The sequence below is a fragment of the Mycoplana sp. BE70 genome, from assembly GCF_031455855.1.
Taxonomy (GTDB): domain Bacteria; phylum Pseudomonadota; class Alphaproteobacteria; order Rhizobiales; family Rhizobiaceae; genus Mycoplana.
Window position 1 is genome coordinate 121,059 of sequence record NZ_JAVDTM010000008.1, and the last position, 22,629, is coordinate 143,687.

Genomic DNA, 22,629 nt, shown 5'->3' on the forward strand with positions numbered 1-22,629 from the left:
CGGGGAGAAGGTGCCGGCAGGCGGATGAGGGGCAAGCGGGCCTTGACTAGGTCCGGACTGAAGCGAGATCTTGAGGGAAAGTGCATGACCTACGACTACATCATCACCGGGGCCGGACCGGCCGGCTGCGTGCTCGCCAACCGCCTCAGCGAGGATGCGGGCGTGCGGGTGCTGCTGCTGGAGGCCGGCGGCGGCGACTGGAACCCGCTGTTCCACATGCCGGCGGGCTTCGCCAAGATGACCAAGGGCGTGGCCAGCTGGGGCTGGGAGACCGTGCCGCAGAAGCACATGAACGGCCGCGTGCTGCGCTATACGCAGGCCAAGGTGATCGGCGGCGGCTCCTCGATCAACGCGCAGCTCTACACCCGCGGCAACGCCGCCGACTACGACCTGTGGGCGAGCGAGGACGGCTGCGAGGGCTGGGATTACCGCTCGGTGCTGCCCTATTTCAAACGTGCCGAGGACAACCAGCGCTTCGCCGACGACTATCATGCCTATGGCGGTCCGCTCGGCGTCTCGATGCCGGTCTCCGGCCTGCCGATCTGCGACGCCTATATCCGCGCCGGCCAGGAACTCGGCATTCCCTACAACCACGATTTCAACGGCCGCCAGCAGGCCGGCGTCGGCTTCTACCAGCTCACCCAGCGCAACCGCCGCCGCTCCTCGGCCTCGCTCGCCTATCTCTCGCCGATCAAGAGCCGCAAGAACCTGACGATCCGCACCGGCGCCCGCGTCGCCCGCATCGTGCTTGAGGGCAGCCGCGCCGTCGGCGTCGAGGTCGTGACCGCGCGCGGCATCGAGACGATCCGGGCGGAACGCGAGGTGCTCGTCACCTCCGGCGCGATCGGCTCGCCGAAGCTGCTTCTGCAGTCCGGCATCGGCCCGGCCGATCACCTGAAATCGGTCGGCGTCGAGGTGAAGCACGACCTTGCCGGCGTCGGCTCCAACCTGCAGGACCACCTTGACCTGTTCGTAATCAGCGAATGCACCGGCGACCATACCTATGACAACGTGGCCAAGCTCCACCGCACGCTCTGGGCCGGGCTGCAATACGTGCTGTTCCGCTCCGGCCCCGTCGCCTCCTCGCTCTTCGAGACCGGCGGCTTCTGGTATGCCGATCCGGAGGCCCGTTCGCCGGATATCCAGTTCCATCTCGGCCTCGGCTCGGGCATCGAGGCGGGCGTGGAAAGGCTGAAGAATGCCGGCGTGACGCTGAATTCGGCCTATCTGCACCCCCGCTCGCGCGGCACCGTCCGGCTCTCCTCCGCCGACCCGGCCGCAAGCCCGCTGATCGACCCGAACTACTGGGAGGATCCGCATGATCTCAAGATGTCGATCGAGGGGCTGAAGATCGCCCGCGATATCATGCAGCAGGCGGCGCTAAAGCCCTATGTGCTTGCCGAACGGCTGCCGGGGCCGAAATACCTCACCGACGACGACCTGTTCGACTACGGTTGCGCCACTGCCAAAACCGACCACCATCCCGTCGGCACCTGCAAGATGGGCACCGGAGCGGATGCCGTCGTCGGTCTCGATCTGAGGGTGCATGGACTGGAAGGCCTTCGCGTCTGCGACTCCTCGGTCATGCCGCGCGTGCCTTCCTGCAACACCAATGCCCCAACGATCATGATCGGAGAGAAGGGGGCTGACATAATCCGTGACTTTCAACCGCTTTCGCCGCAGATTTTCGCCCACGAACGAAACGACACGCGGCCGCGCGCCCGTGCCGATATCCGATAGGAGCCCGCCTTGATCCGGCACTGCGTCTTCATCCGCTTCAAGCCCACCATTTCGCAGGCCCAGAAGGCGGAAATCTTCGACGAGATCGCCGCGCTGAAGGGCCGCCTGCCCGGCCTGCTCGCCGTTCACGTCGGTACGAATGTCAGCCCGGAAGCGGGCATGGACAAGGGCTTTTCCGACGGCTTCATCGTCGATTTCGACGACAGCTTCGCCCGCGACGCCTATCTCGCCGACGAAGAGCACCGGAAGACGGGGGCCAAGATCGTGGCCGCCGCGCTCGATGGTGCGCGCGGCATCCTTGTCTATGACCTCGAGACCGAGGATTGATCACGCATGATCGATGATCCCCGCGCCTACCTGGCGTCCCTGTTTCACGAGGCCGTCAAGGCTGCCGACCCGCTCGCCGCCATCCGCGCGCATCTGCCCGAAAAGCCGAAGGGCCGCACGGTCGTCGTCGGCGCCGGCAAGGCGGCAAGCCAGATGGCGGCGGCGCTGGAGAGCCTGTGGGACGGGCCTCTTGAAGGCGTTGTCGTCGCCCAGCACGGGCCGATGGCGACCTGCCGCAGGATCGAGGTGCTGCAGGCTGCCCACCCGGTGCCGGATGCGGCGGGTCTTGGCGCATCGGATCGACTGTTGGGAGCGGTCGGCGGGCTGACGGCGGACGATCTCGTCATCGCGCTGGTCTCCGGCGGTGGCTCCTCGCTGCTGCCGGCGCCGGCAGGCAACCTCACGCTTGAGGACGAGGTTGCCGTCAATCGCACGCTGCTGGCCTCCGGCGCGCCGATTTCGGCGATGAACGTGGTGCGCAAGCACGTCTCACGCATCAAGGGCGGCCGGCTTGCCTACGCCGCCGCACCGGCCAGGGTAGTCAGCCTGATCGTCTCCGACATCCCCGGCGACAACCCGGCCCATGTCGCCTCCGGCCCGACCGTTCCGGACGGCTCGGCGCCGACGGATGCGCTGCAAATCGTCCGCCAGTACCGGATGAACCTGCCCGAGCGGGTGATGGCGCACCTGGCGTCCGACGCCGCGGCCGCCCCCGGTCCTGATGATCCGGCCTTTGGCAATCACGAGCATCACGTCATCGCCTCCGCCCGCGTCTCGCTGGAAGCCGCGGCTGAGCGCGCCCACGCCGCGGGGATCGAGACCGTCATCCTGTCCGATTCCATCGAGGGCGAAGCGCGCGACATCGGCCTGATGCACGCGGCGCTCGCCCGCGAAGTGCGCACTCGCAACCGCCCCTTCAACACGCCGGTGCTGATCCTCTCCGGCGGCGAGACGACCGTGACCATCCGCGACGAGGGCCACGGCAAGGGCGGGCGCAATAGCGAGTTCCTGCTGGCCTTCGCCGCTGCCATCGACGGCCTTGCCGACATCCACGCCCTTGCCGCCGACACCGACGGCCGGGATGGCTCGGAGAACAACGCCGGGGCGTTTGCCGATGGCGGCACGATCGCCCGCATGCGCGCCGCGGGCGAGGATCCGCGCGCACGGCTGCTCGGCCACGATGCGTTCACCGCCTTTGAGGCGATCGGTGACATTTTCCATACCGGGCCGACCGGCACCAACGTTAATGATTTCCGGGCAATACTGGTGCTCTGATCCCCATTTCCGACAGAAATGACCATGACCCACAAAGATCTGCAAAGCTCCAAGCCTCGCGCCCGCGCCTTCGGCCTGCCCTTCTCCGGCCGAACGGGCGAATTCAACGCCATAACCGACGTCACCGGCATCGAAGTCGGTTTCCGCACGCTTGTCGAGGACACGCCCCGGCCGGGCCGCAAGCGCCCCGTCCGCACCGGCGTCACGGCGATCATGCCCCATGCCGCTTCGCCAGTTCCGGTGCCCGTCTATGCCGGCGTCCATCGCTTCAACGGCAATGGGGAGATGACGGGAACCCACTGGATCGAGGATGGCGGCACTTTCCTGGGACCGGTGATGATCTCCAACACCCACGCCGTCGGCATGACCCATCACGCAACGGTCAAATGGATGCTCGAGCGCTATGCCTCGACTTACGACAGCGATGATTTCCTCTGGCTGATGCCGGTGATTGCCGAGACCTACGACGGCGTCCTCAACGACATCAACGGCCTGCCATTGACCGAGACCGACGTGTTTGCCGCCCTTGAGAGCCTGGCCTCCGGCCCGGTGCAGGAAGGAAACTGCGGCGGCGGCACCGGCATGATCACCTACGGCTTCAAGGGCGGCACGGGCACCGCGTCACGCATCGTCTCCCTTGGCGGGAAGGACTACACGATCGGGACGCTGGTCCAGGCCAATCACGGCCAGCGCGACTGGCTGACGATCTGCGGCGTTCCCGTCGGACAGCACATGCGCGACGGAACTCCGCAGAGCCAGATGCAGGAGCGCGGCTCGATCATCGTCGTCATCGCCACTGACCTGCCTATGGCACCCCACCAGTTGAAGCGGCTGGCGCGCCGCGCTTCGATCGGCATCGGCCGCAACGGCACGCCTGGCGGCAACAGTTCCGGCGATATCTTCCTGGCCTTTTCCACGGCCAATCCGCAACCGATGGCCCACCGCGCGCCGCCGCTCCTCACGCTCGAGATCATCAACGACGAACAACTAGACGCGGTCTACCTGGCGGCGGTCGACAGCGTCGACGAGGCGATCGTCAATGCCATGCTGGCGGCCGAAACGCTGGGCGGAACCGTCCATGACCGCTTTCGGATCGAGGCGATTCCGCACGATCTGCTGGCCGATGTGATGCGCCAATACGGGCGCATGACGCGGTAGAGCACCGCAGCGCCCCAACATCTGCCGACGTCAATACCTTCGGCGCCTTGACCCGCGAGACGGATGCAGCACGCCTTTTCAGGGGCTAGCTGCACCACGATGCGTCCGGCCCAATCCGGACGCATCGTCGTTCTTGTCAGTAGCTCAAGGTGGCGAGCGTGTCGTCGAGCGCGTTGAGGAAATAATCGCAGTCCTCAGTGCTGAACGGCGCCGGCGGCTTGATCTTCAGCACGTTGTGGTGAGGACCCTCGCTGCTCAGGAGGATGCGGTGCCTCTGCTTCATCTGCGCGATGACGAGTTCGAGTTCGCCTGCCGCCGGTTCCAGCGTCTCGCGGTCGCGCACCAACTCGATACCGTTGAAGAGGCCGTGGCCGCGCACGTCGCCGATGATCGGGTGACGCTTGGCCAGTTCCCGGGCACCGTCCATCAGCCGGTCGCCGACGACGTGGCAGTGGTGCATCAGCCGCTCGTCGCGGATCACGTCGAGCACCGCAAGGCCGATCTCGGCCGAGACGGGATTGCCGCCGAATGTATTGAAGTATTCCATGCCGTTCGCGAAGGCCGCAGCGACGGCTTCCGTTGTCACGACCGCGGCCATCGGGTGGCCGTTGCCGATCGGCTTGCCCATGGTGACGATGTCCGGCACCACCCCTTGCGTCTCGTGCGCCCACATGTGGCTGCCGACCCGGCCAAAGCCGACCTGCACCTCGTCGGCCAGGCACAGCCCGCCGGCGGCGCGCACATGGGCATAGGCCTCCTTCAGATAGCCGGCCGGCAGAGTCAGCTGCCCGCCGGTGCCGAGGATGCCCTCGCTGAAGAACAGCGCCGGCCGGCGCCCCTCCGCTGCGAGTGCCGCCATCTGGCTGCGCACGTCGTCGGCATATTCGCGCCCGGCGTGTTCGTCGCCGTAGCGGAAGCGGCCGCGATAGAGGTCAGGCATTTCGGCGACCCGCACATGCGCCGGCCTCCCCTCCCCGCCCTTGCCGGCGAACTTGTAGGGGCTGACGTCGATGAGGCTGGAGAGATGGCCGTGATAGGCGTGGTCGACGGTGATGATGTCGCGATTGCCGGTGTAGGCGCGCGCCAGCCGGATCGCCAGATCGTTCGCCTCGCTGCCCGAGTTGACGAAGAAGCAGACATTGAGCGGATCCGGGAACAGCGCCGCCAGCCGCCGCGAATATTCGACCAGTGAATCGTGCAGGTAGCGCGAATTGGTGTTGAGCCTTGCCGCCTGCGTTTGCGCCGCCTTGACGACGCGTGGATGGCAATGACCGACGTGGCAGACGTTGTTGACCATGTCGAGCCAGCGCGTGCCATCCTCGTCGATCAGGTAGGTCCCCTCGCCGCCGACGATTTTCAATGGGGCGTCGGAATAGGCGATGCTGAGCGAACGGCCGATGCGGCGATGGCGCTCGCGGACGAGGAACGCCTTGTCGCGCGCGACGATCACCGAGGCGGGCACGGAATAGCCGAGGATGACGCTTGGATCCGGGCTGATGGCGCGCCAGACCTGCCAATGGTTGCGTACGCCAACGCCGTGCATCCGCGCCTCAAGGCCGAGGTGGTCGGTGACGATCTGGAAGTGGAGGTGCGGCGACCAGTTGCCGTTTTCCGAGGCCGCACCGAAGGCGCAGAACGCCACACCGGCGGCTATGGCCTGGCCGATCGACAGTTTTGCGACGCTTTCGCGCGAAAGGTGGCCGTAGAGCGTCCAGAAGACGTCGCCCCCGTCCGTTTGATGCTCGAGCAGGACCGTCGGGCCGAAGCCGAAGGGAACCGCGTCGTCATAAATGAAGGCGACCTTTCCGGAGAACGGCGCATGCACGGGCTCATGGGCCGGCGCGAAGATATCGACGCCAAGATGCACCGTCCGGCGCGCGCCGGGCGATGCTGTCTCGAAGGCGTCACCCTTGTAGATGACGCGGTCCTCGCCGTAGAGGCCGATCGCGAAATCGGCCCCATGCTCGGCCACACGCTGATCGACCAGCGCCTCGGCGCCGGCGGCGTCGAGGCTCGCCCAGGCCTGCGCATCCGGGCCGTGGGCCGTCAGGTCCAAAGCAAGCACCGTCGGCTTGGCGACCACGGGGCGCACGACCGGGGAGAACGCATGCGCGTTGCGCTCCAGCCAGCGCTCGACGCGCGGCGCGTGCGCAATCGGCGCGAAGCCGCAGGCGTCGCGAATGCGGGCAATGGCTATCGAGCGGTTCTCACGCTGCAGCCGCTGCAGTTCGCGCCACACGTCGTCCTGGCTGACCAGCAGGTAGGTGTTTTCGGGATTGTCGCGGATCTGCCGGGCGGCCATGCACATGCTGACCGCGTAGCGCGTGCAGACGAGATCGAAGATCAGCTCCGCCTCGACCTCGCTGATAGGGTTGACCGCGTGATAGGCCGCAGCGAGCCGACCGATCGTCTCGACCGGGTCGGCCGTGCCGATCAGCGCATAGGCACCGGCGACGGCGATCTCGATCACCCGCCACGTCTCGACCATGTCGCCGAAATCGAGCAGGCCGCTGACGCACCCCTCGCCATCGAGCAGCACGTTGTAGTCGTTGGCGTCGTTGTGGATGATTTGTCGGGGGCAGGTTTCGAGGCGCGGAAGCACATCCGTGGTGAAGCGGTTAAGGATGACGCGGGAGGCCTCGCGCCTTTCGGCGTCCTCGATGAGACCGACGTTCTCCAGATGCATCCCGGCACGCCCGATATCCCAGGCGTAGTGGCGAACGGCACCGGGATGGTTGAAGCTCTCGAGACTGCGGTCCAGTTCGCCGAGCAGACGACCGAGCGTTTCGATGCTCTCATCGCCACGCGCCGCCGAGCGCGACCAGACCTCACCGGGCAGCCACGTCAGCAGGCGCGCTACCCGCTCGCCGCGCACATGCGCTGTCGAGATCGCGGCGCCGTTCATGTCGGGCAGCGTGCGCGAGACCGGCAGATCCGGCGCGACACGTACAAGATGATCGAGGACGGCCATTTGCATTGCCAGCTCAAGGGGCGCGCCTGGAGCATGCAGCTTGAGCAGGAACGCCTCACCGCTCGCCGAGCGGACGCGGTAGTTGAGATCGTGTTCTCCAGGAAGGGCCGTAATCTCACCCGCCATGCCATAGTTGTCGCGAAGCAACGCACCTATCGCCTCGGCTTCATGGCTGGGTTCATTTCTGATGTCCGTCATTTCCTTGCCGACTCCCCTACCAGCTCGTGTCGCCCGTCATAAGCGCGAAATGTTGGCTTACCGCCATGACCGTCCCGTCAAGATCGCTTCAGTCCGGCTGCAGCCCGTGCAGTGAAATCTGCAATCGCGTCCTTGCGCAGGTCTTGCGTAGTTTCACCGTGGCCATGTTCAACGCCACCGACAAGCAGCAATAGGCCTGGTCGCATCCCCGTTGTCGTTTTTCATTGGATAAGCACGTTTTCGTTGAAGAATGTGACGCCTCTATCATCACGCCGCCGGCGGGATCCAACCGCCGGCAGCGCTGTCCGCGTGTGCGGATCGTCAGGCTCTCGGTCGGACTTGCTGGTAGACCTTGCTCGATCCGTCCTTGGCGACTGCCAGGACGTCATAGTTGGCACCGGGATCATCGCCCATGCCCAGCGATCCGCTCGGCATTCCAGGCACCGCAAGCCCGGCTACGGCGGGACGTTCGGCGAGGAGACGGGTGACGGCTTCGAGAGGGACATGGCCCTCGAGATAGTACCCCGCGACAATCGCGGTGTGGCAGCCCTGCAGCTGCGCTGGAATCGCAAACCGTTGCTTGATCGCGTCGAGATCGTCGACATTTACGATCTTCACCGAGAACCCGGCTGCCGTCATCGCGTCTGCCCAGGCCTGGCAACAACCGCAGTTCGGGTCCTTGTAGACCAGGATACTTTCGGCGGCAGCGCGTGCTGATCCAGCTATTGCGATCGCGCTGGCCGCGGCGACGGACCAGAGGAATTGTCTTCTCTTCATTGTCTTTCTCCATCCTGTTTCGGAGATATAGCCGATCGACAGAATCCACCTGACGCCAACCGAAGTCTGCCTTGTCCGTCGAATCCGAGGTCCGGCTGGTCTGCACGATATCCTGCGCGGGGACGCTGTCGACATTTCTCGAGGTGTTTGGTCAGGCCTTGGGAGGCTGCGTGGGCGGCTCAACGAGGGCCGACGGTCGTTGGTCGTCGCGCAGCGGGCCATGCAAAACTGCACGCGGCACGCGCCGGACAAGAGAGTTCGGCGAGTTCTCGCAGGCTATGGCGGACGAATAGCAGGTCAACGCCTGAGGGCAGAGGCCGCCGCAATCGCGCGTCTGTGCCGGCAGTTCGCTGCGGCAGCAGTCGTCCTTGTCCATGCCGGATTCCATTCCGGGCATCACACCTTGATGTGCCCCGAACGTGCCCGTGATTGCCGGCGCGGCCGCAGCCGCATACACGGGAGCGAACACGATCCCGAGCAAAGCCAGCAGAAAGTAGAGTCGTCGGAACACCGCAATTGCAGACATGGGTGCAGAATGGCACGCGGCGGCGGCGGTTGGAAGCGGGCTGCGCGCATTGCGACGCACGGCCGCAACCTGGTTGGCTCCCCCCTTGGGAGACGTGCTTCAATAGCCAAGCGCAGACTGGGCCCCGACCGTCGCCGCGGCCAGGGCAACGTAGCGGCCCGTCTTTGCAACGGCCACCAGCAGCAGAAAAGACCACAGCGGCTCTCTCAGAACGCCTGCAAAGACGGTCAGCGCGTCACCGAACAACGGCATCCACGACAGCAGCAGTGACCAGCGGCCATACCGCCGATACCATTTGCCCGCCCTGTCGAGCGAAGACCGTTTTGCGGGGAACCACGTTCTGTCACCGAACCGATCGATGAACCGTCCGAGGATCCAGTTGCACACCGCACCGGCTATGTTGCCGATGCTTGCCACCAAAACGAGGCTGGGAACGGAGAACTGTCCCGACACCAGAAGACCGACCAGGACGGGCTCGGACTGAAACGGCAGCACGGTCGCGGCCCCGAAGGCCGTGAGAAACAGGCCGACGTAGGCGCCCACGCTGGTCATCATGTGATTTCCGCATTCCTATAAACGCGCTTCTTCTCTCAGTTTCAGCTTGGCAAGTAAACCGGTGCTACCAACCGCGCTTGCCCAGTAGGTGAACCCGACCAATTAAATCCGAAGACTGAGTGGCCGCGCCGACCTTGAGAAAGAGGCAAAAAAATGCGTCATTGCCATAAATTCTTTGCACACCTGCGCTATGGACCGATGCTAGGATTTCAATCGAATACCGGCCCGTGAGCATATGCTCTGTCTGGAAGACAGACGGGCCTCGCCACGGCTATTGGAGAATTACATCTACTTACAGCATGGTTGCCGCAACACGGCGCGGTAACCAAAGCGCGAATGAAGGAGCAACGCATGAACAGTCCTTCAACGACGCAGGCCAAAGGTGAACTGTCTTCCCAGTTCGGCCCGTGGGGGGCCGCATTCGACTACTTCCTGGACGCAACGCAGCGAAGTGTTCTGTTTTGGGATGTCATGCGCCAGCGTGGCAATCAGTACCGCACCCACGCCGCTGAGACAGCGCCACATGTTCTAAGCTATACGCCGGAAATCCTGATCGATGGCCGTACATTGGAGCGGCCCGTCAACTATGGTCTCGTGCGGATCGTGCCACCCGAGGGCACGGAGGTGGATGAGACCCGCCGCCCGTTCGTGGTCGTCGACCCTAGGGCCGGACACGGTCCGGGCATCGGTGGCTTCAAGGCCGACAGCGAGATTGGTGTCGCCCTGCGCGCCGGTCACCCGTGCTACTTCATCGGCTTCCTTCCGGAACCGGTTCCTGGCCAGACGATCGAGGACGTCACCAGGGCAGAGGCGATCTTCCTGGAGAGGGTCATTGCGCTGCATCCGGATGCGGACGCCAAGCCCTGTGTCATCGGCAATTGCCAGGCCGGCTGGGCGGTGATGATTCTCGCGGCACTTCGCCCCGAGCTCTTCGGGTCGATCATCATTGCGGGGGCGCCGCTTTCCTACTGGGCGGGGGTGCACGGCCAGTATCCGATGCGCTACAGCGGCGGTCTGCTGGGCGGCAGCTGGCTGACCGCGCTGCTGAGCGACATTGGCCAGGGCAAGTTCGACGGCGCCTGGCTGGTGCAGAACTTCGAGAACCAGAACCCGGCCAATACCCTCTGGACCAAGCAGTACAACCTCTACTCCAAGATCGACACGGAGGCGCCGCGCTATCTCGGCTTTGAACAGTGGTGGGGCGGTCACGTCAATCTCAACGCCGAAGAGATCCAGTTCATCGTCGACGAGCTTTTTGTCGGCAACAAGCTGGCAGCCGCCGAGATCAAGACGTCCGACGGGGCGACGATCGATCTGCGGAACATCCGGGCGCCGATCGTCGTATTCTGCTCGAAGGGCGACAACATCACCCCGCCGCAACAGGCGCTCGACTGGCTCCTCGATCTCTATGACGACGTCGACGAGATCCGTGCCTACGGACAGACCATCGTCTATACCGTGCACGAAAGCGTCGGCCATCTCGGCATCTTCGTGTCGGGCGGCGTCGCGCGCAAGGAACATGGAGAATTCGCCGACAACATCGACCTGATCGATGCCTTGCCGCCCGGCCTGTACGAGGCAATCTTCGAGCCGAGGGCCGATGACACCGCGGGTGGCGAACTGGTGACGGGCGACTGGATCATGCGGTGCGAGGCGCGGACGCTCGACGACGTCCGGGCGCTCGGCGGCAACGACGCCGCCGATGATCGCCGCTTTGCGACCGCAGCGAGGATTTCCGAGACCAATCTGGCCCTCTATCAAACGTTCGTGCAGCCGTTCCTGCGCGATCTCTTGCCGGACGGATATGGCGAGTGGCTGCGCAAGCTTCACCCCCTGCGGCTTCAATACGAGGTCTTCTCCGATGCCAACCCGCTGATGGCGGCCGTGGCTGATCTGGCCGAGCAGGCTGAAAGCGAACGCCGGCCCGTTTCTGCCGACAATCCGTTGCTTGGCCTCGAACAGGTCGCCTCTCGTCAGATCGTCGCCGGTCTCGACGCCTGGCGGCGATGGGTGGAAACCGCGTCGGAAGCGACGTTCCTCTCCGTATACGGCTCGCCGCTGCTGCAAGCTTCAGTCGGCATTGACCCCGCCAGCAATGCGCCGCAGCGAAAGGCCGGCAAGACGGGCTTGCACCGAACGATCCTTCAGTCGCGCCGGCAGGAACTGAAGGGGCGTATCGACGAAGGGGGAATGCGCGAGTGCCTGGCGCGCGCGCTGCTCTACGTGTCGATGGCGCGTGGCAGCGCGGACGAACGCGGCTTCGCCGCCATCCGCCGCCTGCGCGCCGCAAAAGACGGCCAGCCCCATTTGACGCTCGGCGAATTCAAATCCCTCATCCGCGACCAGTTCCTGATGCTGCTGATCGACGAGCAAAGAGCGCTTGCGGCGATTCCCAAACTGTTGCCGGCCGATCCGGAACTGTGCCGGAAAGGCCTGACCGCCTTGCAGGAGATCATCACCGCACGCGGCGAACTGACCGGGGAGGCAGAACAGCGCTGGCAGACGATCGCGCGGCTGTTCCTGCCCGACGGCAAGCTAACGGCCGTCGAGCCATCGTCGGCCGCCAAGGCACCACGCGTGAAGATGGTCCGGCATTGAATGGCCGGACGTCCAGACCGGTGGCTGCGGCAAAAGCGCGAATAGGAACAACGGGAAGGGGATCGAACCCATGACGGAAATCGGCAGTCCCCCACAGCAGGGCACGCACGAAAAATACGAGCGCCTGATCGCACGCGCGAAGCAATCGCCCTCCGCCAAGATGATTGTCGTCCACCCTTGCGACGAGACGTCGCTACGCGGCGCGATCGAGGCCACCGAGGCGGACCTGATCGTACCGACGTTCGTCGGCCCGGCTCACAAGATCGACGCGGTAGCGAAGGCGCACGGCCTCGACATCAACGCCTACGAGATCGTCGACGTGCCGCATAGCGATGCCGCGGCGGCCAAGGCCGTGGAGATGATCCGCGAGGCAAAGGGCGAACTGCTGATGAAGGGCAGTCTGCACACCGACGAACTGATGCGCGCCGTTACCTCGTCGACCACGGGACTGCGCACCGAACGGCGGATAAGCCATGTCTTCGTCATGGACGTGCCGACCTATTCCGAAACGCTTTTCGTCACGGATGCGGCGATCAACATCGCCCCCGACCTCGATGCCAAGCGCGATATCGTCCAGAACGCGATCGACCTTTTCGTCCAGGTCGGCCTCGGGACGCCGCGTGTGGCGATCCTCTCCGCCGTCGAGACGGTCACCTCGAAAATCCCCTCCACAATCGATGCGGCAGCGCTCTGCAAGATGGCCGAGCGCGGGCAGATCACCGGAGGACTTCTGGACGGGCCGCTCGCCTTCGACAACGCAATCGACCCGGACGCGGCGAAGATCAAGGGAATCACCTCGCCGGTCGCGGGTCGTGCGCAGATTCTCGTCGTGCCCAATCTGGAGGCCGGCAACATGCTGGCAAAGAACCTGACGTTTCTCGCCCGGGCCGATGCGGCCGGCATCGTTCTCGGTGCGCGGGTGCCGATCGTCCTAACGTCGCGGGCGGACTCGGTTCGCACTCGCCTGGCCTCCTGCGCGGTTGCCGTCCTGCTCGCCGCCGCGCGCCTGCGCGCCGCCGCCGTCAAGAACGGGTGACGCTCATGGACACTATCCTCGTCGTCAATGCGGGTTCATCCAGTCTGAAATTCGAGGTCTTCGCCATCGGCGATGACTTGAAAAAACTGCTGCGTGGCCAGTTGGAGGGCATCGGTACGGCGCCCCGGTTGCGCATCAAGGGCAGCGACGGACAGGTTCTCGCCGATCAAACCCATGCGCAATCCGACGTGCCCGACCTGCCCACCGCCATGCGGGCTGTCGGCGCCTGGCTTCGCGAGCACCATGAGGGCCGCCTTGCTGCGGTCGGCCACCGGGTCGTCCACGGTGGGCCGGACTACGACCGGCCGGTGCTGATCGACGAGGACGTCCTGACCAGGCTGGAGCGCTACGTGCCGCTCGCGCCGCTGCATCAGCCGAACAACCTTGCACCGATCCGCGTAATCCTTGAGCGCCGACCCGACCTGCCACAGGTCGCCTGCTTCGACACCTCGTTCCATCGGGAACACAGCCCGGTGGCGAGCCACTACGCGATCCCCGAGCGCTTCTATTCCGAGGGCGTCCGGCGCTATGGCTTCCACGGTCTGTCGTACGAATACGTTGCGGGGAAGCTGCGTGAGGTGGCGCCGGACATCGCCGGCGGCCGGGTGATCGTGGCGCATCTCGGCAGCGGCGCTTCGATGTGCGCGATCTCCGGCGGCAAGAGCATCGAGAGCACGCTGGGCTTTACCGCTCTTGACGGATTGCCGATGGGAACGCGCTGCGGGCAGATCGATCCGGGCGTCATTCTCTACCTGCTCCAACAACGGGGAATGACAGCGCAGGAAGTGCAGGACCTCCTCTACAAGGACTCGGGCCTGAAAGGCTTGTCCGGGGTCAGCAACGACGTGCGGATGCTTCTCGAGAGCAAGGATCCTCGCGCGGCCTTTGCCCTTGATCATTTTGTTCATCGCATCGGCCTGCATGCCGGATCGCTTGCCGCCTCGCTCGGCGGCCTGGATGCCTTCGTCTTCACGGCCGGCATCGGCGAAAACTCGCCCGCGATGCGCGCGCGGATCGCAGCAAGGCTCGAGTGGCTCGGCGCCCGGATCGATCCGGCCAGGAACACCGCCGGCGAGCTCGATGTCTCCGAGCCGGACAGCAAGGTGCGCCTCCTTGTCGTCCCGACCGACGAGGAACTGATGGTCGCCCGCCACACGCTGGCACTGCTCGGCTGATAAGGTTGCAGTTCGCACGTGCCGCATGGCACCCTGGCAATTCTCGAACGGTGAGGCGCAGATGATCCCACACGTGCAGGCAAAATTGTTGGCGGGCAAGAAGGGCCTGATCGTCGGCATCGCCAACGACCAGTCGATCGCCTGGGGCTGTGCCCGGGCGTTCAGGGCGCTCGGCGCAGAGCTTGCCGTCACCTACCTGAACGACAAGGCCAAGCCGTATGTCGAACCGCTGGCGAGTGAATTGGAGGCACCGATCGTGATGCCGCTCGACGTCGCCGTGCCGGGGCAGATGGAGGCAGTCTTCGACCGCATCGAAAAGCAATGGGGCGAGATCGATTTTCTCGTCCATTCCATCGCCTTCGCGCCGAAAGACACGCTGCAGGGACGCGTCGTCGACGTCCCGCGCGACGGCTTTCTCACGACGATGGAGATATCGTGCTGGTCGTTCCTGCGCATGGCTCACCTGGCGGAGCCGCTGATGAAAAACGGCGGCACGCTGTTCACCATGACCTACTACGGCAGCCAGATGGTGGTGAAGAACTACAATATCATGGGCGTCGCCAAGGCCGCCCTGGAAAGTTCGGTGCGCTACCTGGCGGCAGAACTCGGCCCGAAAGGCATCCGCGTGCACGCCATTTCTCCGGGGCCGCTCGCAACACGCGCCGCCTCCGGCATTCCGCAGTTCGATGAACTGCTGCACAAGGCGCAGGAAACCGCACCGGCCCGCAGCCTGGTGAGCATCGATGACGTCGGCATGGCAACCGCCTTCCTCGCGCACGACGCCGCCCGGCTCATCACGGGGGAGACCCTCTATATCGATGGGGGATACCACATCATCGACTGAACGCGGCGGACTGGCGGATCCGACAGTGTGTTCGTCTTGTCATTGCCTCGACTGGTCGGGCAGCAGGGCCCAGAAGGCAAACAACGGGCGCTCTTTCGAGCGCATCGCATGCCTGATGCCCGGCGGGTTGTAGAACGACCCGCCGATGCCGGGAGAAAACCAATCGGAATCGCCGTGCATGAACTCGCCATCGGACAGGACCAGATAGGTTTCCTCCGGCGCATGGTCGTGATCCGGATAGCGAACGTTCGGCGCCATCAGGGTCGCGCCCAGCCAGATGTCCTTGCGATCCTCAAGGCCGCCCGGTCCAACGATCAGCGCATTGGCGTGACTGTCCGGGAAGTTCTCGCTGGCAGTGATGCCATGCGTCTCGCGCTGTTCCCATTCCAAGAGTGGTTCGAGCGCCTTGAAGCGTTCGACCAGGACATCAAGGGACGCGTGTCCGGTCTTCGTCGCAAGAGTGCTTTCGAGGTAGCGGTCGCAAACCGGAAGCCGCTTTCCAATGTTCGATTGCTCCGGCTGCGGCGTCTCCAGACCAGCGAAAATCTGCGTGATGGATCGCCGCGACTGTGGGTCGTGCGCGAAACTGTCGTACGCGGCAAGCGCCGCGTCGAGGAACTTCTGCAATGCTTCGCTCCGCGCCATCGTCAGATATCCTTGGCAAGGCGCAGCGCATCGTAGATGGCCGCATGCGTGTTGCGGGCGGCGACCGCATCGCCGATCCGGAAGAGCTGGTAGGTGCCTTCCGGGTTGCGCTCGACAGTCTGCGGTTCACCCGAAATCAGTTCGTCGTAGGAGACTTCCCCAAGGTTCTTCGATCCCGGCTTCAGCTCGAAATAAAGGTCGTCCAGCGGAATGGTGCCGTGGTTGACGACGATCTGGTCGACCGCGCGCTGCTTGGCGACGCCGCCGTAGTCGCTGCCGACGTGAGCAATGAGTTGGTTGCCGCTCTTTTCCGCCGACTCGAGCCGATAGGTGACGGTGAAGGTCGTGTCGAGCTTCTGCAGCGAGCGCATGTAGGGAACGAGGTTCATCGCCATGACTTCCGGCGCAAAGGAGCGATCCGGCGTCATGATCTCGACCTTACCGCCGGCCCTGGCGATGAATTCGGCCGCCTGGAGGCCGGCATGGTCGCCGGCGTCGTCATAGACGAGCACGTTCGACCCGGGCTTCACGTCGCCGGAGATGATGTCCCAGGACGAGACGACGAGTTCGTTGCCCTTCGACAGAACCTCAGTATGCGGCAGGCCGCCGGTCGCGATGATCACGACGTCTGCATTTTCTGCCGTGACCGTGGCGGCGTCCGCCCAGGTGTTGAAGCGGAAGGTGACGCCCAGCTTCTCGCACTGGCCCATGCGCCAGTCGATGATGCTGATCATTTCGCGCCGGCGCTCGCTCTGCGCCGTGAGTCGAATTTGGCCGCCGGGTTTGTCCGCCGCCTCGATTACCACGACCTCGTGGCCGCGCTCGGCGGAAACACGCGCGGCCTCAAGCCCGGCCGGGCCAGCGCCGACGATCACCACCTTCTTGCGCACATCGGCCTTTGGGATTTCGTGCGGCATCGTCTCCTCGCGGCCGGTGGCCGCGTTGTGGATGCAGAAGGCCAGGCCGCCCTGATAGATGCGGTCGAGACAGTAGTTCGCCCCGACGCAGGGGCGGATGTCGTCCTCTCGCTTTTCCATGATCTTGCGCACGATGTGCGGGTCGGTCATGTGGGCGCGGGTCATGCCGACCATGTCGACCTTGCCGGCGGCAATGGCGTGACGCGCCGTCGCGACGTCCTGAATCTTTGCCGCATGGAAGGTGGGGAAGTTCGTGGCCGCGCGAACCTCACCGGCGAAATCGAGATGCGGCGCGCTGGCCATGCCCTGGATCGGGATGACGTCGGTGAGGCCGGGGTCCGTGTCGATATGGCCGCGGATGACGTTGAGATAGTCGATCAGGCCGCTGTCCCGCAGGCGTTTTGAAATCTCGATGCCCTCGGTCTTTCCGGTTCCACCGGGCAGACATTCGTCGGCGGTATAGCGAACGCCCAGGATGAAGTCGTCGCCGACCCTCTTGCGGATCGCCCTGAACACGTCGAGACAGAAGCGCATGCGGTTTTCCAGTCCGCCGCCATACGGGCCATCGAGCTCGTTCGTCAGCGGCGACGTGAACTGGTCGATCAGGTGGCCATAGGCCTCCAGTTCGACGCCGTCCATGCCGCCCGCCTTCATGCGCTCGGCCGCGTCGGCGAAATCCTTGATGATGCGTTCGATATCCCAGTCTTCCAGCTTTTTCGGGAAGGCCCGGTGCGCCGCCTCGCGGTGATGGGACGGTGCGACCACCGGCAACCAGTCGCCTTTGTCCCAGCGTGTGCGGCGGCCGAGGTGGGTGAGCTGAATCATGATCGCCGCGCCTGTTTCATGGACGGCATCGGTCATTTCCCGGATCCACGGAACGATCTCGTCCTTGTAGGCGAGCAGGTTGTTGAAGACCGGGGGACTGTCCTTCGAGACCGCCGCGGAGCCGGCCGTCATCGTCATCGCCACTCCACCCCTCGCCCGCTCCACGGTATAGGCTCGGTAGCGTCCCTTCGGCATGCCATCCTCTGGATAAGCGGGCTCGTGCGACGTGACGATGATACGGTTGCGAAGGGTCAAATGCTTCAGTTGGAAGGGCTGAAGGAGGGGATCGTTCGACATGCGACGGCTCCGGCTTAAGGGACTTTGAGTGAGGCTAAACGGAAATGTACATACGCGTCAATTATCAAAAACAGGAAGGTACGGAATATTGACACGGCTGTACATTTTGCTTGTAGCGGCACGCTGGATTTGCTAGGAGGCAATCATGGAACAGGCGATGAGTGACAGCGGCTGGCGAGGCTCTCACGACGGATGGCTCGAAGCGGCCTATGACTCCCTGCTCGAATCCGGAGTGGATTCGGTAAAGATCCTGCCGCTCGCCAAGCGGCTCAATCTCTCCCGGACTAGCTTCTACTGGTTCTTCAAAGACCGGGAGGAACTGTTGAGTGCGCTCATCGCGCGCTGGAGGGAAAAGAATACGGGCAATCTTGTGAAACAGTCCGAAGCCTACGCGGAGTCGCTTGCCGAAGCGACGCTGAACGTCTTCGACTGCTGGCTGAACAAGGAGCTTTTCGATTCCCAGTTCGAGTTTGCCGTCCGCAGTTGGGCGCTGCAATCGCCGGACATCCTCGAAGAGGTTCAGCGCGCTGATCAGACGAGGATAGAAGCGCTGACACGCATGTTCATGCGATTTGGCTATGGCGAAGGGCCTGCGGACGTTCGCGCACGAACGACCTACCTCGTCCAGATCGGATACATCTCCATGCAGTCCAAGGAAGACCTTGCGCTGCGCGCGAAGCGCATCCCGGAATACATCGCAATTTATACCGGTCAGGTTCCCCAGCAGAGAGAACTCGACCGCTTCTTCGCCCGCCATGGCTACAAGCAAAAAAAATGAGGTCTCGGTGGAAACAGGCAAGGGCTTGAGGATTGGCGTGATCGGCGGTGCCGGCTGGCTGGGCGGAGCCATTGCCGCAGCGATGCTGGACGCCGGCATTGTCGAACCTCAGAACCTCTCGCTTTCCTATCGCCGGGAATGTCCGCAACGCTTCCCCGGCGCTTTCTGGACACCGGACAACCAGGCTCTGGCCGATCGCTCGGACGTCGTCATCCTCTCCGTCCGTCCAGCCGACTGGCCTGGCCTGAACGTCGACGCAGAAGGCAAGCTCCTCATCTCGGTCATGGCCGGCATTCGCCTGGGAGCGCTTTGCAAGCATCACCAGACCCGGCGCGTGATCCGGTCTCTACCGAATGCCGCCGCCGAGGTGCGCAAGTCGTATACGCCGTGGATCGCCACCCCGGAGGTGGGCGGCGCGGACCGCGCTATCGTACGTGCTGTCTTCGATGCGTGCGGCATTCAGGATGAGGTTCGGTCAGAGGCCGAGATCGACTACCTCACCGGCCTGACCGGTTCCGGGCCAGCCTTCCCGGCGCTGCTTGCCGAAGCGATGATGACCGACGCCGTCGCGCACGGGCTGGCCCCGCAGGTGGCGCAGCGGGCTGTCAACACGCTGATCGTAGGCGCTGGCCGGCTGCTGGAACAAAGAGACGACTGTCCCACCGACACGGTCAAGACCTTCCTCGACTATCGCGGCACCACGGCGGCCGCGATCGAGGAGATGCGCGCTGCGGGCTTCAGCACCGCCGTTGCGCGCGGACTGTCGGCGGCACTCCAGAAATCGGTGCGCATGGGGGAGGCCTCGTAGCTCCGTCAGGGCGGGCCAAAGCGGCACCCCGCTCGAAAGAAGAAGCCGCAAACAGAGGGAACGATAATGAAAAGCTTGCTTGCATCGACATGCCTCATTCTCGGAACTATCGCCGGTTCGTCGCTGGCCAATGCTGCGGAGTGCGGAAACGTGAGCATCGCCAGCATGAACTGGCAGAGCGCCGAGGTGATTTCCAACCTCGACAAGATCATCCTCAACGAAGGCTATGGCTGCAACGCCGAGATCACCATCGGCGACACCGTCCCGACCATCACGTCCATGTCGGAAAAGGGCGAGCCGGATATCGCCCCGGAAGCCTGGGTCGACCTCCTGCCCGACGTCGTCAAGAAGGGAACCGAGGAAGGCCGCATCGTGCAGGTCGGCTCGCCGCTTCCCGATGGCGGCGTGCAGGGCTGGTGGATCCCGAAGTATTTCGCGGACGCGCATCCCGACATCAAGACCATTCCCGATCTCCTGAAGCATCCCGAATTGTTCCCCGCTCCCGAAGATCCAAGCAAGGGCGCGATCTACAACGGCCCGCAAGGGTGGGGCGGCACCGTCGTTACCGCTCAGCTTTACAAGGCTTTCGATGCGGAAAAGGCAGGCTGGGCGCTCGTTGACACCGGCTCCGCGGCGGGCCTCGATGGTTCCATCGCCAAGGCATACGAGCGCAAGCAAGGATGGGTCGGCTATTATTGGGCACCGACCGCCCTGCTCGGCAAGTACGAGATGGTCCAGCTCGAGGCCGGCGTGCCCTACGACGAGGCTGAATGGAAGCGTTGCGTGACGGTCGCGGAATGCCCCGACCCGAAGCCGAGCGCATGGCCAGTCGACACGATCGTGACCCTCGTCGCAAAGCCCTTCTCCGAAAAGGCCGGCCCGGAGGTCATGGACTACCTGACCAAGCGCTCCTGGAGCAACGCGACGATCGCCAAGCTGATGGCCTGGATGACCGACAACCAGGCGAGCGGCGAGGACGGCGCCAAGCAGTTCCTCAAGGAGAACCCGGACATCTGGAAGCAGTGGGTTTCTGCCGACGCCGCAGCGAAGATCGAAGCCGCGCTCTAAGGGCGCTGCCAACGAAGGTGCGATGTGCTCACGGCACATCGCGCCTTCCACGCCGAAACAACAAGAAGAACAGATCGGCTCTTGGGAGAAGGGGAACCGAATGGATTGGTTTTATAAATTTCCGCACATGGACGACAACGCCCTTCGAAACCTGAAGAAGGCGATAGACGAGGGCTTCCGCGGATTCACACGCAGCTACGGTGACGCAATCGAAGGCGCTTTCACGCCGCTGCAGCACTTTTTGATCGCCGCCGAGCGGTTCATGTTGAAGACCCCCTGGCCCATCATCACGCTCCTCATCCTGGCCATTGCCTATGCGGCCACGCGAAGCGTCCGCATCATATTCGGCTGTCTCGCGACGCTGCTTCTGATCGGCTACTTCGACATGTGGGACGACACGATGCGGACGATCTCGATGATCTTCGTCTGTACCGTGCTGTCCATCGCGATCGGCATTCCGATCGGCATTCTGATGTCCCGCTCGGATCGGGTGCAGCGGACCGTCAATCCCATACTCGACGTCATGCAGACGATGCCGAGCTTTGTCTATCTGATCCCCGTCGTCATGCTGCTCGGCATCGGCAAGGTTCCCGGCCTCATCGCCGTCGTCATCTACGCCATCCCGCCGATGATCCGGCTGACCGATCTCGGCATCCGCCTGGTCGACAAGGACGTGCTGGAAGCCGCAGACGCCTTCGGCGCCGACAACAAGCAGAAGCTTTTCAAGGTACAGCTCCCCCTGGCGCTTCCGACGATCATGGCCGGCATCAACCAGACGATCATGATGGCGCTCGCCATGGTCGTCATCGCCTCGATGATCGGCGTACAGGGTCTCGGCCAGCCGGTGCTGAAGGCGATCGCCAACCAGTACTTCACCCTCGGCATCTTCAACGGCCTTGCCATCGTCGGCATCGCCATCATGTTCGACCGCGTCAGCCAGGCCTATGGCAAGCGCCTCCAGAGGCACCGGGAGATCGCGCATGGCTGAGCACGTCTTTGGCGGAATCAAGATCCGCCACCTCTACAAAATTTTCGGACCCAACGGGCAAGCTCACATCGAAGCCGTCAAGCACGGGCTGACGAAGGCCGAACTGAACGAAAAGCACGGGCACGTGCTCGGCCTGCGGGACATCAACATCGAGATGCCGTCGGGCTCCATCCAGGTTATCATGGGGCTGTCCGGCTCCGGCAAGTCGACGCTTATCCGGCACATCAACCGCCTGATCGATCCGACGGTCGGCGAGGTCCTCGTCGACGGCGTCGACGTGGTGAAGATGCCAGACGCCGACCTGCGCCAGTTCCGCCGCCACCAGACGGCCATGGTGTTCCAGAGGTTCGCGTTGCTTCCCCACCGCAGCGTGCTCGACAACACGATCTTCGGCCTCGAAATCCAGGGCCTATCTCACAAGACGAGCATCGACACCGCCATGCAGTGGCTTGAGCGCGTCGGCCTGAAGGGCTTCGAGCAGAAGTACCCGAACCAGCTCTCCGGCGGCATGCAGCAGCGCGTGGGCCTTGCCCGGGCGCTTGCCAACGACGCGCCGGTGCTGCTCATGGACGAGGCCTATTCGGCGCTCGATCCGCTGATCCGCATGGACATGCAGTCCGTCCTTCTCGACCTCCAGAAGGAGATCAAGAAGACGGTCGTCTTCATCACCCACGACCTCGACGAAGCGCTCAGACTCGGCGACCAGATCGCCATCCTGCGCGACGGCGAGGTCATCCAGCAGGGCACCAGCCAGGACATCGTGCTGCGCCCGGCCGACGACTATGTCGCCAACTTCGTCAAGGAGGTGAACCGGGGCCGCGTCGTCCATGTCGAGGCCGTCATGAGCCCGCTGGGTGCCACGAACGCCGCAGGCGGGCCGGAAATAGTCGCCGGCATCACGATCGAGGAGGCCGTGCGCATCTTGGCATCCGCACCCGAAGGGGACGTCACCGTCGTCGATCCATCCGGGAAGCCCATCGGCACCGTGACGTTCCGCCAGCTCGCAGCGGCAATGGTCAACTCCGGTGACCCTGGCCACAAGGCCGCAGCTTGAAAGAAGCCGGCCGGCGAAAGGCGCCGGCCTACCTTGTCATTTAGAACCCAACTGCACGCTCGGACTTGC

General features: G+C 64.1%; 19 protein-coding genes. 13 read left to right on the forward strand and 6 right to left on the reverse strand.

Translation table 11 applies throughout. From position 1 onward, the window contains the following. The first annotated feature begins 84 nt into the window (after window positions 1–84). From J2Y48_RS16210 to J2Y48_RS16225, 4 genes are read left to right on the forward strand one after another with little or no spacing between them, the layout of a single operon-like run. A complete protein-coding gene (locus J2Y48_RS16210; RefSeq protein ID WP_310420035.1) occupies window positions 85–1,740 on the forward strand; it encodes a GMC family oxidoreductase N-terminal domain-containing protein in 1,656 nt (551 codons plus the stop codon). Window positions 1,741–1,749: 9 nt separating this feature from the next. Beyond that, window positions 1,750–2,067, forward strand: coding sequence for a Dabb family protein (locus tag J2Y48_RS16215; RefSeq protein WP_310420037.1), 318 nt, complete (start codon window positions 1,750–1,752; stop codon window positions 2,065–2,067). Between the two features lie 6 nt (window positions 2,068–2,073). Beyond that, window positions 2,074–3,342 (forward strand): glycerate kinase, encoded by a 1,269-nt coding sequence (locus J2Y48_RS16220; RefSeq protein ID WP_310420039.1) that lies wholly within the window; start codon window positions 2,074–2,076, stop codon window positions 3,340–3,342. A gap of 24 nt (window positions 3,343–3,366) precedes the next feature. Further along, a complete protein-coding gene (locus tag J2Y48_RS16225; protein WP_310420041.1) occupies window positions 3,367–4,500 on the forward strand; it encodes a P1 family peptidase in 1,134 nt (377 codons plus the stop codon). A 136-nt stretch (window positions 4,501–4,636) separates the two neighbouring features. Here J2Y48_RS16225 and J2Y48_RS16230 read toward each other — a convergent pair whose 3' ends face one another. The 4 genes from J2Y48_RS16230 to J2Y48_RS16245 form a co-directional block, all read right to left on the reverse strand. Beyond that, window positions 4,637–7,669, reverse strand: a complete 3,033-nt coding sequence (locus J2Y48_RS16230) for an aminotransferase class III-fold pyridoxal phosphate-dependent enzyme (RefSeq protein WP_310420043.1) — start codon at window positions 7,667–7,669, stop codon at window positions 4,637–4,639. Between the two features lie 321 nt (window positions 7,670–7,990). After that, window positions 7,991–8,446: a DUF411 domain-containing protein gene (locus J2Y48_RS16235; RefSeq protein ID WP_310420045.1), complete on the reverse strand. Its 456-nt coding sequence runs from the start codon at window positions 8,444–8,446 to the stop codon at window positions 7,991–7,993. Window positions 8,447–8,597: 151 nt separating this feature from the next. Further along, on the reverse strand, window positions 8,598–8,972 hold the full coding sequence (locus J2Y48_RS16240; protein ID WP_310420047.1) for a hypothetical protein: 375 nt from the start codon (window positions 8,970–8,972) through the stop codon (window positions 8,598–8,600). Window positions 8,973–9,071: 99 nt separating this feature from the next. Beyond that, window positions 9,072–9,524, reverse strand: a complete 453-nt coding sequence (locus J2Y48_RS16245; protein ID WP_310420347.1) for a YqaA family protein — start codon at window positions 9,522–9,524, stop codon at window positions 9,072–9,074. Window positions 9,525–9,998: 474 nt separating this feature from the next. Between J2Y48_RS16245 and J2Y48_RS16250 the strand changes: the two genes are divergently transcribed. From J2Y48_RS16250 to fabI, 4 genes are all read left to right on the forward strand, one after another. After that, window positions 9,999–12,125, forward strand: coding sequence for a DUF3141 domain-containing protein (locus J2Y48_RS16250; protein WP_405030243.1), 2,127 nt, complete (start codon window positions 9,999–10,001; stop codon window positions 12,123–12,125). Between the two features lie 70 nt (window positions 12,126–12,195). Beyond that, window positions 12,196–13,161, forward strand: a complete 966-nt coding sequence (locus J2Y48_RS16255) for a phosphate acetyltransferase (protein WP_310420051.1) — start codon at window positions 12,196–12,198, stop codon at window positions 13,159–13,161. Between the two features lie 5 nt (window positions 13,162–13,166). Next, complete coding sequence (locus J2Y48_RS16260; protein WP_310420053.1) at window positions 13,167–14,336, forward strand: acetate kinase; 1,170 nt, start codon at window positions 13,167–13,169, stop codon at window positions 14,334–14,336. Window positions 14,337–14,397: 61 nt separating this feature from the next. After that, complete coding sequence (fabI, locus tag J2Y48_RS16265; RefSeq protein ID WP_310420349.1) at window positions 14,398–15,180, forward strand: enoyl-ACP reductase FabI; 783 nt, start codon at window positions 14,398–14,400, stop codon at window positions 15,178–15,180. Window positions 15,181–15,219: 39 nt separating this feature from the next. Here the strand turns inward: fabI and J2Y48_RS16270 are convergent, their stop codons facing one another. Both J2Y48_RS16270 and J2Y48_RS16275 read right to left on the reverse strand, forming a co-directional pair. Beyond that, entirely contained in the window at window positions 15,220–15,825 is a 606-nt protein-coding gene (locus J2Y48_RS16270; protein WP_310420056.1) for a dimethylsulfoniopropionate lyase, read from the reverse strand. Between the two features lie 2 nt (window positions 15,826–15,827). Further along, complete coding sequence (locus tag J2Y48_RS16275; protein ID WP_310420058.1) at window positions 15,828–17,864, reverse strand: NADH:flavin oxidoreductase; 2,037 nt, start codon at window positions 17,862–17,864, stop codon at window positions 15,828–15,830. 145 nt (window positions 17,865–18,009) lie between these two features. Between J2Y48_RS16275 and J2Y48_RS16280 the strand changes: the two genes are divergently transcribed. The 5 genes from J2Y48_RS16280 (at window position 18,010) to J2Y48_RS16300 (ending at window position 22,560) form a co-directional block, all read left to right on the forward strand. Then, entirely contained in the window at window positions 18,010–18,642 is a 633-nt protein-coding gene (locus J2Y48_RS16280; protein WP_310420060.1) for a TetR/AcrR family transcriptional regulator, read from the forward strand. Further along, complete coding sequence (locus J2Y48_RS16285; protein WP_405030239.1) at window positions 18,620–19,450, forward strand: pyrroline-5-carboxylate reductase family protein; 831 nt, start codon at window positions 18,620–18,622, stop codon at window positions 19,448–19,450. The genes J2Y48_RS16280 and J2Y48_RS16285 overlap by 23 nt, the downstream gene beginning before the upstream one ends. Window positions 19,451–19,516: 66 nt before the next feature. Further along, window positions 19,517–20,518, forward strand: a complete 1,002-nt coding sequence (locus tag J2Y48_RS16290) for an ABC transporter substrate-binding protein (RefSeq protein WP_310420064.1) — start codon at window positions 19,517–19,519, stop codon at window positions 20,516–20,518. A 100-nt stretch (window positions 20,519–20,618) separates the two neighbouring features. Then, window positions 20,619–21,506, forward strand: a complete 888-nt coding sequence (locus tag J2Y48_RS16295) for a proline/glycine betaine ABC transporter permease (RefSeq protein ID WP_310420066.1) — start codon at window positions 20,619–20,621, stop codon at window positions 21,504–21,506. Continuing rightward, window positions 21,499–22,560, forward strand: coding sequence for a glycine betaine/L-proline ABC transporter ATP-binding protein (locus J2Y48_RS16300; RefSeq protein ID WP_310420068.1), 1,062 nt, complete (start codon window positions 21,499–21,501; stop codon window positions 22,558–22,560). The genes J2Y48_RS16295 and J2Y48_RS16300 overlap by 8 nt, the downstream gene beginning before the upstream one ends. Window positions 22,561–22,629: the final 69 nt, after the last annotated feature.

What these genes read in the sequence shown, in the direction of transcription:
- J2Y48_RS16210 (WP_310420035.1), top strand. Translation starts at nt 85, where the DNA reads ATGACCTACGACTACATCATCACCGGGGCCGGACCGGCCGGCTGCGTG.
- J2Y48_RS16220 (WP_310420039.1), top strand. Translation starts at nt 2,074, where the DNA reads ATGATCGATGATCCCCGCGCCTACCTGGCGTCCCTGTTTCACGAGGCC.
- J2Y48_RS16225 (WP_310420041.1), top strand. Translation starts at nt 3,367, where the DNA reads ATGACCCACAAAGATCTGCAAAGCTCCAAGCCTCGCGCCCGCGCCTTC.
- J2Y48_RS16230 (WP_310420043.1), bottom strand. Translation starts at nt 7,669, where the DNA reads ATGACGGACATCAGAAATGAACCCAGCCATGAAGCCGAGGCGATAGGT.
- J2Y48_RS16235 (WP_310420045.1), bottom strand. Translation starts at nt 8,446, where the DNA reads ATGAAGAGAAGACAATTCCTCTGGTCCGTCGCCGCGGCCAGCGCGATC.
- J2Y48_RS16240 (WP_310420047.1), bottom strand. Translation starts at nt 8,972, where the DNA reads ATGTCTGCAATTGCGGTGTTCCGACGACTCTACTTTCTGCTGGCTTTG.
- J2Y48_RS16245 (WP_310420347.1), bottom strand. Translation starts at nt 9,524, where the DNA reads ATGACCAGCGTGGGCGCCTACGTCGGCCTGTTTCTCACGGCCTTCGGG.
- J2Y48_RS16250 (WP_405030243.1), top strand. Translation starts at nt 9,999, where the DNA reads ATGCGCCAGCGTGGCAATCAGTACCGCACCCACGCCGCTGAGACAGCG.
- J2Y48_RS16255 (WP_310420051.1), top strand. Translation starts at nt 12,196, where the DNA reads ATGACGGAAATCGGCAGTCCCCCACAGCAGGGCACGCACGAAAAATAC.
- J2Y48_RS16260 (WP_310420053.1), top strand. Translation starts at nt 13,167, where the DNA reads ATGGACACTATCCTCGTCGTCAATGCGGGTTCATCCAGTCTGAAATTC.
- fabI (WP_310420349.1), top strand. Translation starts at nt 14,398, where the DNA reads ATGATCCCACACGTGCAGGCAAAATTGTTGGCGGGCAAGAAGGGCCTG.
- J2Y48_RS16270 (WP_310420056.1), bottom strand. Translation starts at nt 15,825, where the DNA reads ATGGCGCGGAGCGAAGCATTGCAGAAGTTCCTCGACGCGGCGCTTGCC.
- J2Y48_RS16275 (WP_310420058.1), bottom strand. Translation starts at nt 17,864, where the DNA reads ATGTCGAACGATCCCCTCCTTCAGCCCTTCCAACTGAAGCATTTGACC.
- J2Y48_RS16280 (WP_310420060.1), top strand. Translation starts at nt 18,010, where the DNA reads ATGGAACAGGCGATGAGTGACAGCGGCTGGCGAGGCTCTCACGACGGA.
- J2Y48_RS16285 (WP_405030239.1), top strand. Translation starts at nt 18,620, where the DNA reads ATGGCTACAAGCAAAAAAAATGAGGTCTCGGTGGAAACAGGCAAGGGC.
- J2Y48_RS16290 (WP_310420064.1), top strand. Translation starts at nt 19,517, where the DNA reads ATGAAAAGCTTGCTTGCATCGACATGCCTCATTCTCGGAACTATCGCC.
- J2Y48_RS16295 (WP_310420066.1), top strand. Translation starts at nt 20,619, where the DNA reads ATGGATTGGTTTTATAAATTTCCGCACATGGACGACAACGCCCTTCGA.
- J2Y48_RS16300 (WP_310420068.1), top strand. Translation starts at nt 21,499, where the DNA reads ATGGCTGAGCACGTCTTTGGCGGAATCAAGATCCGCCACCTCTACAAA.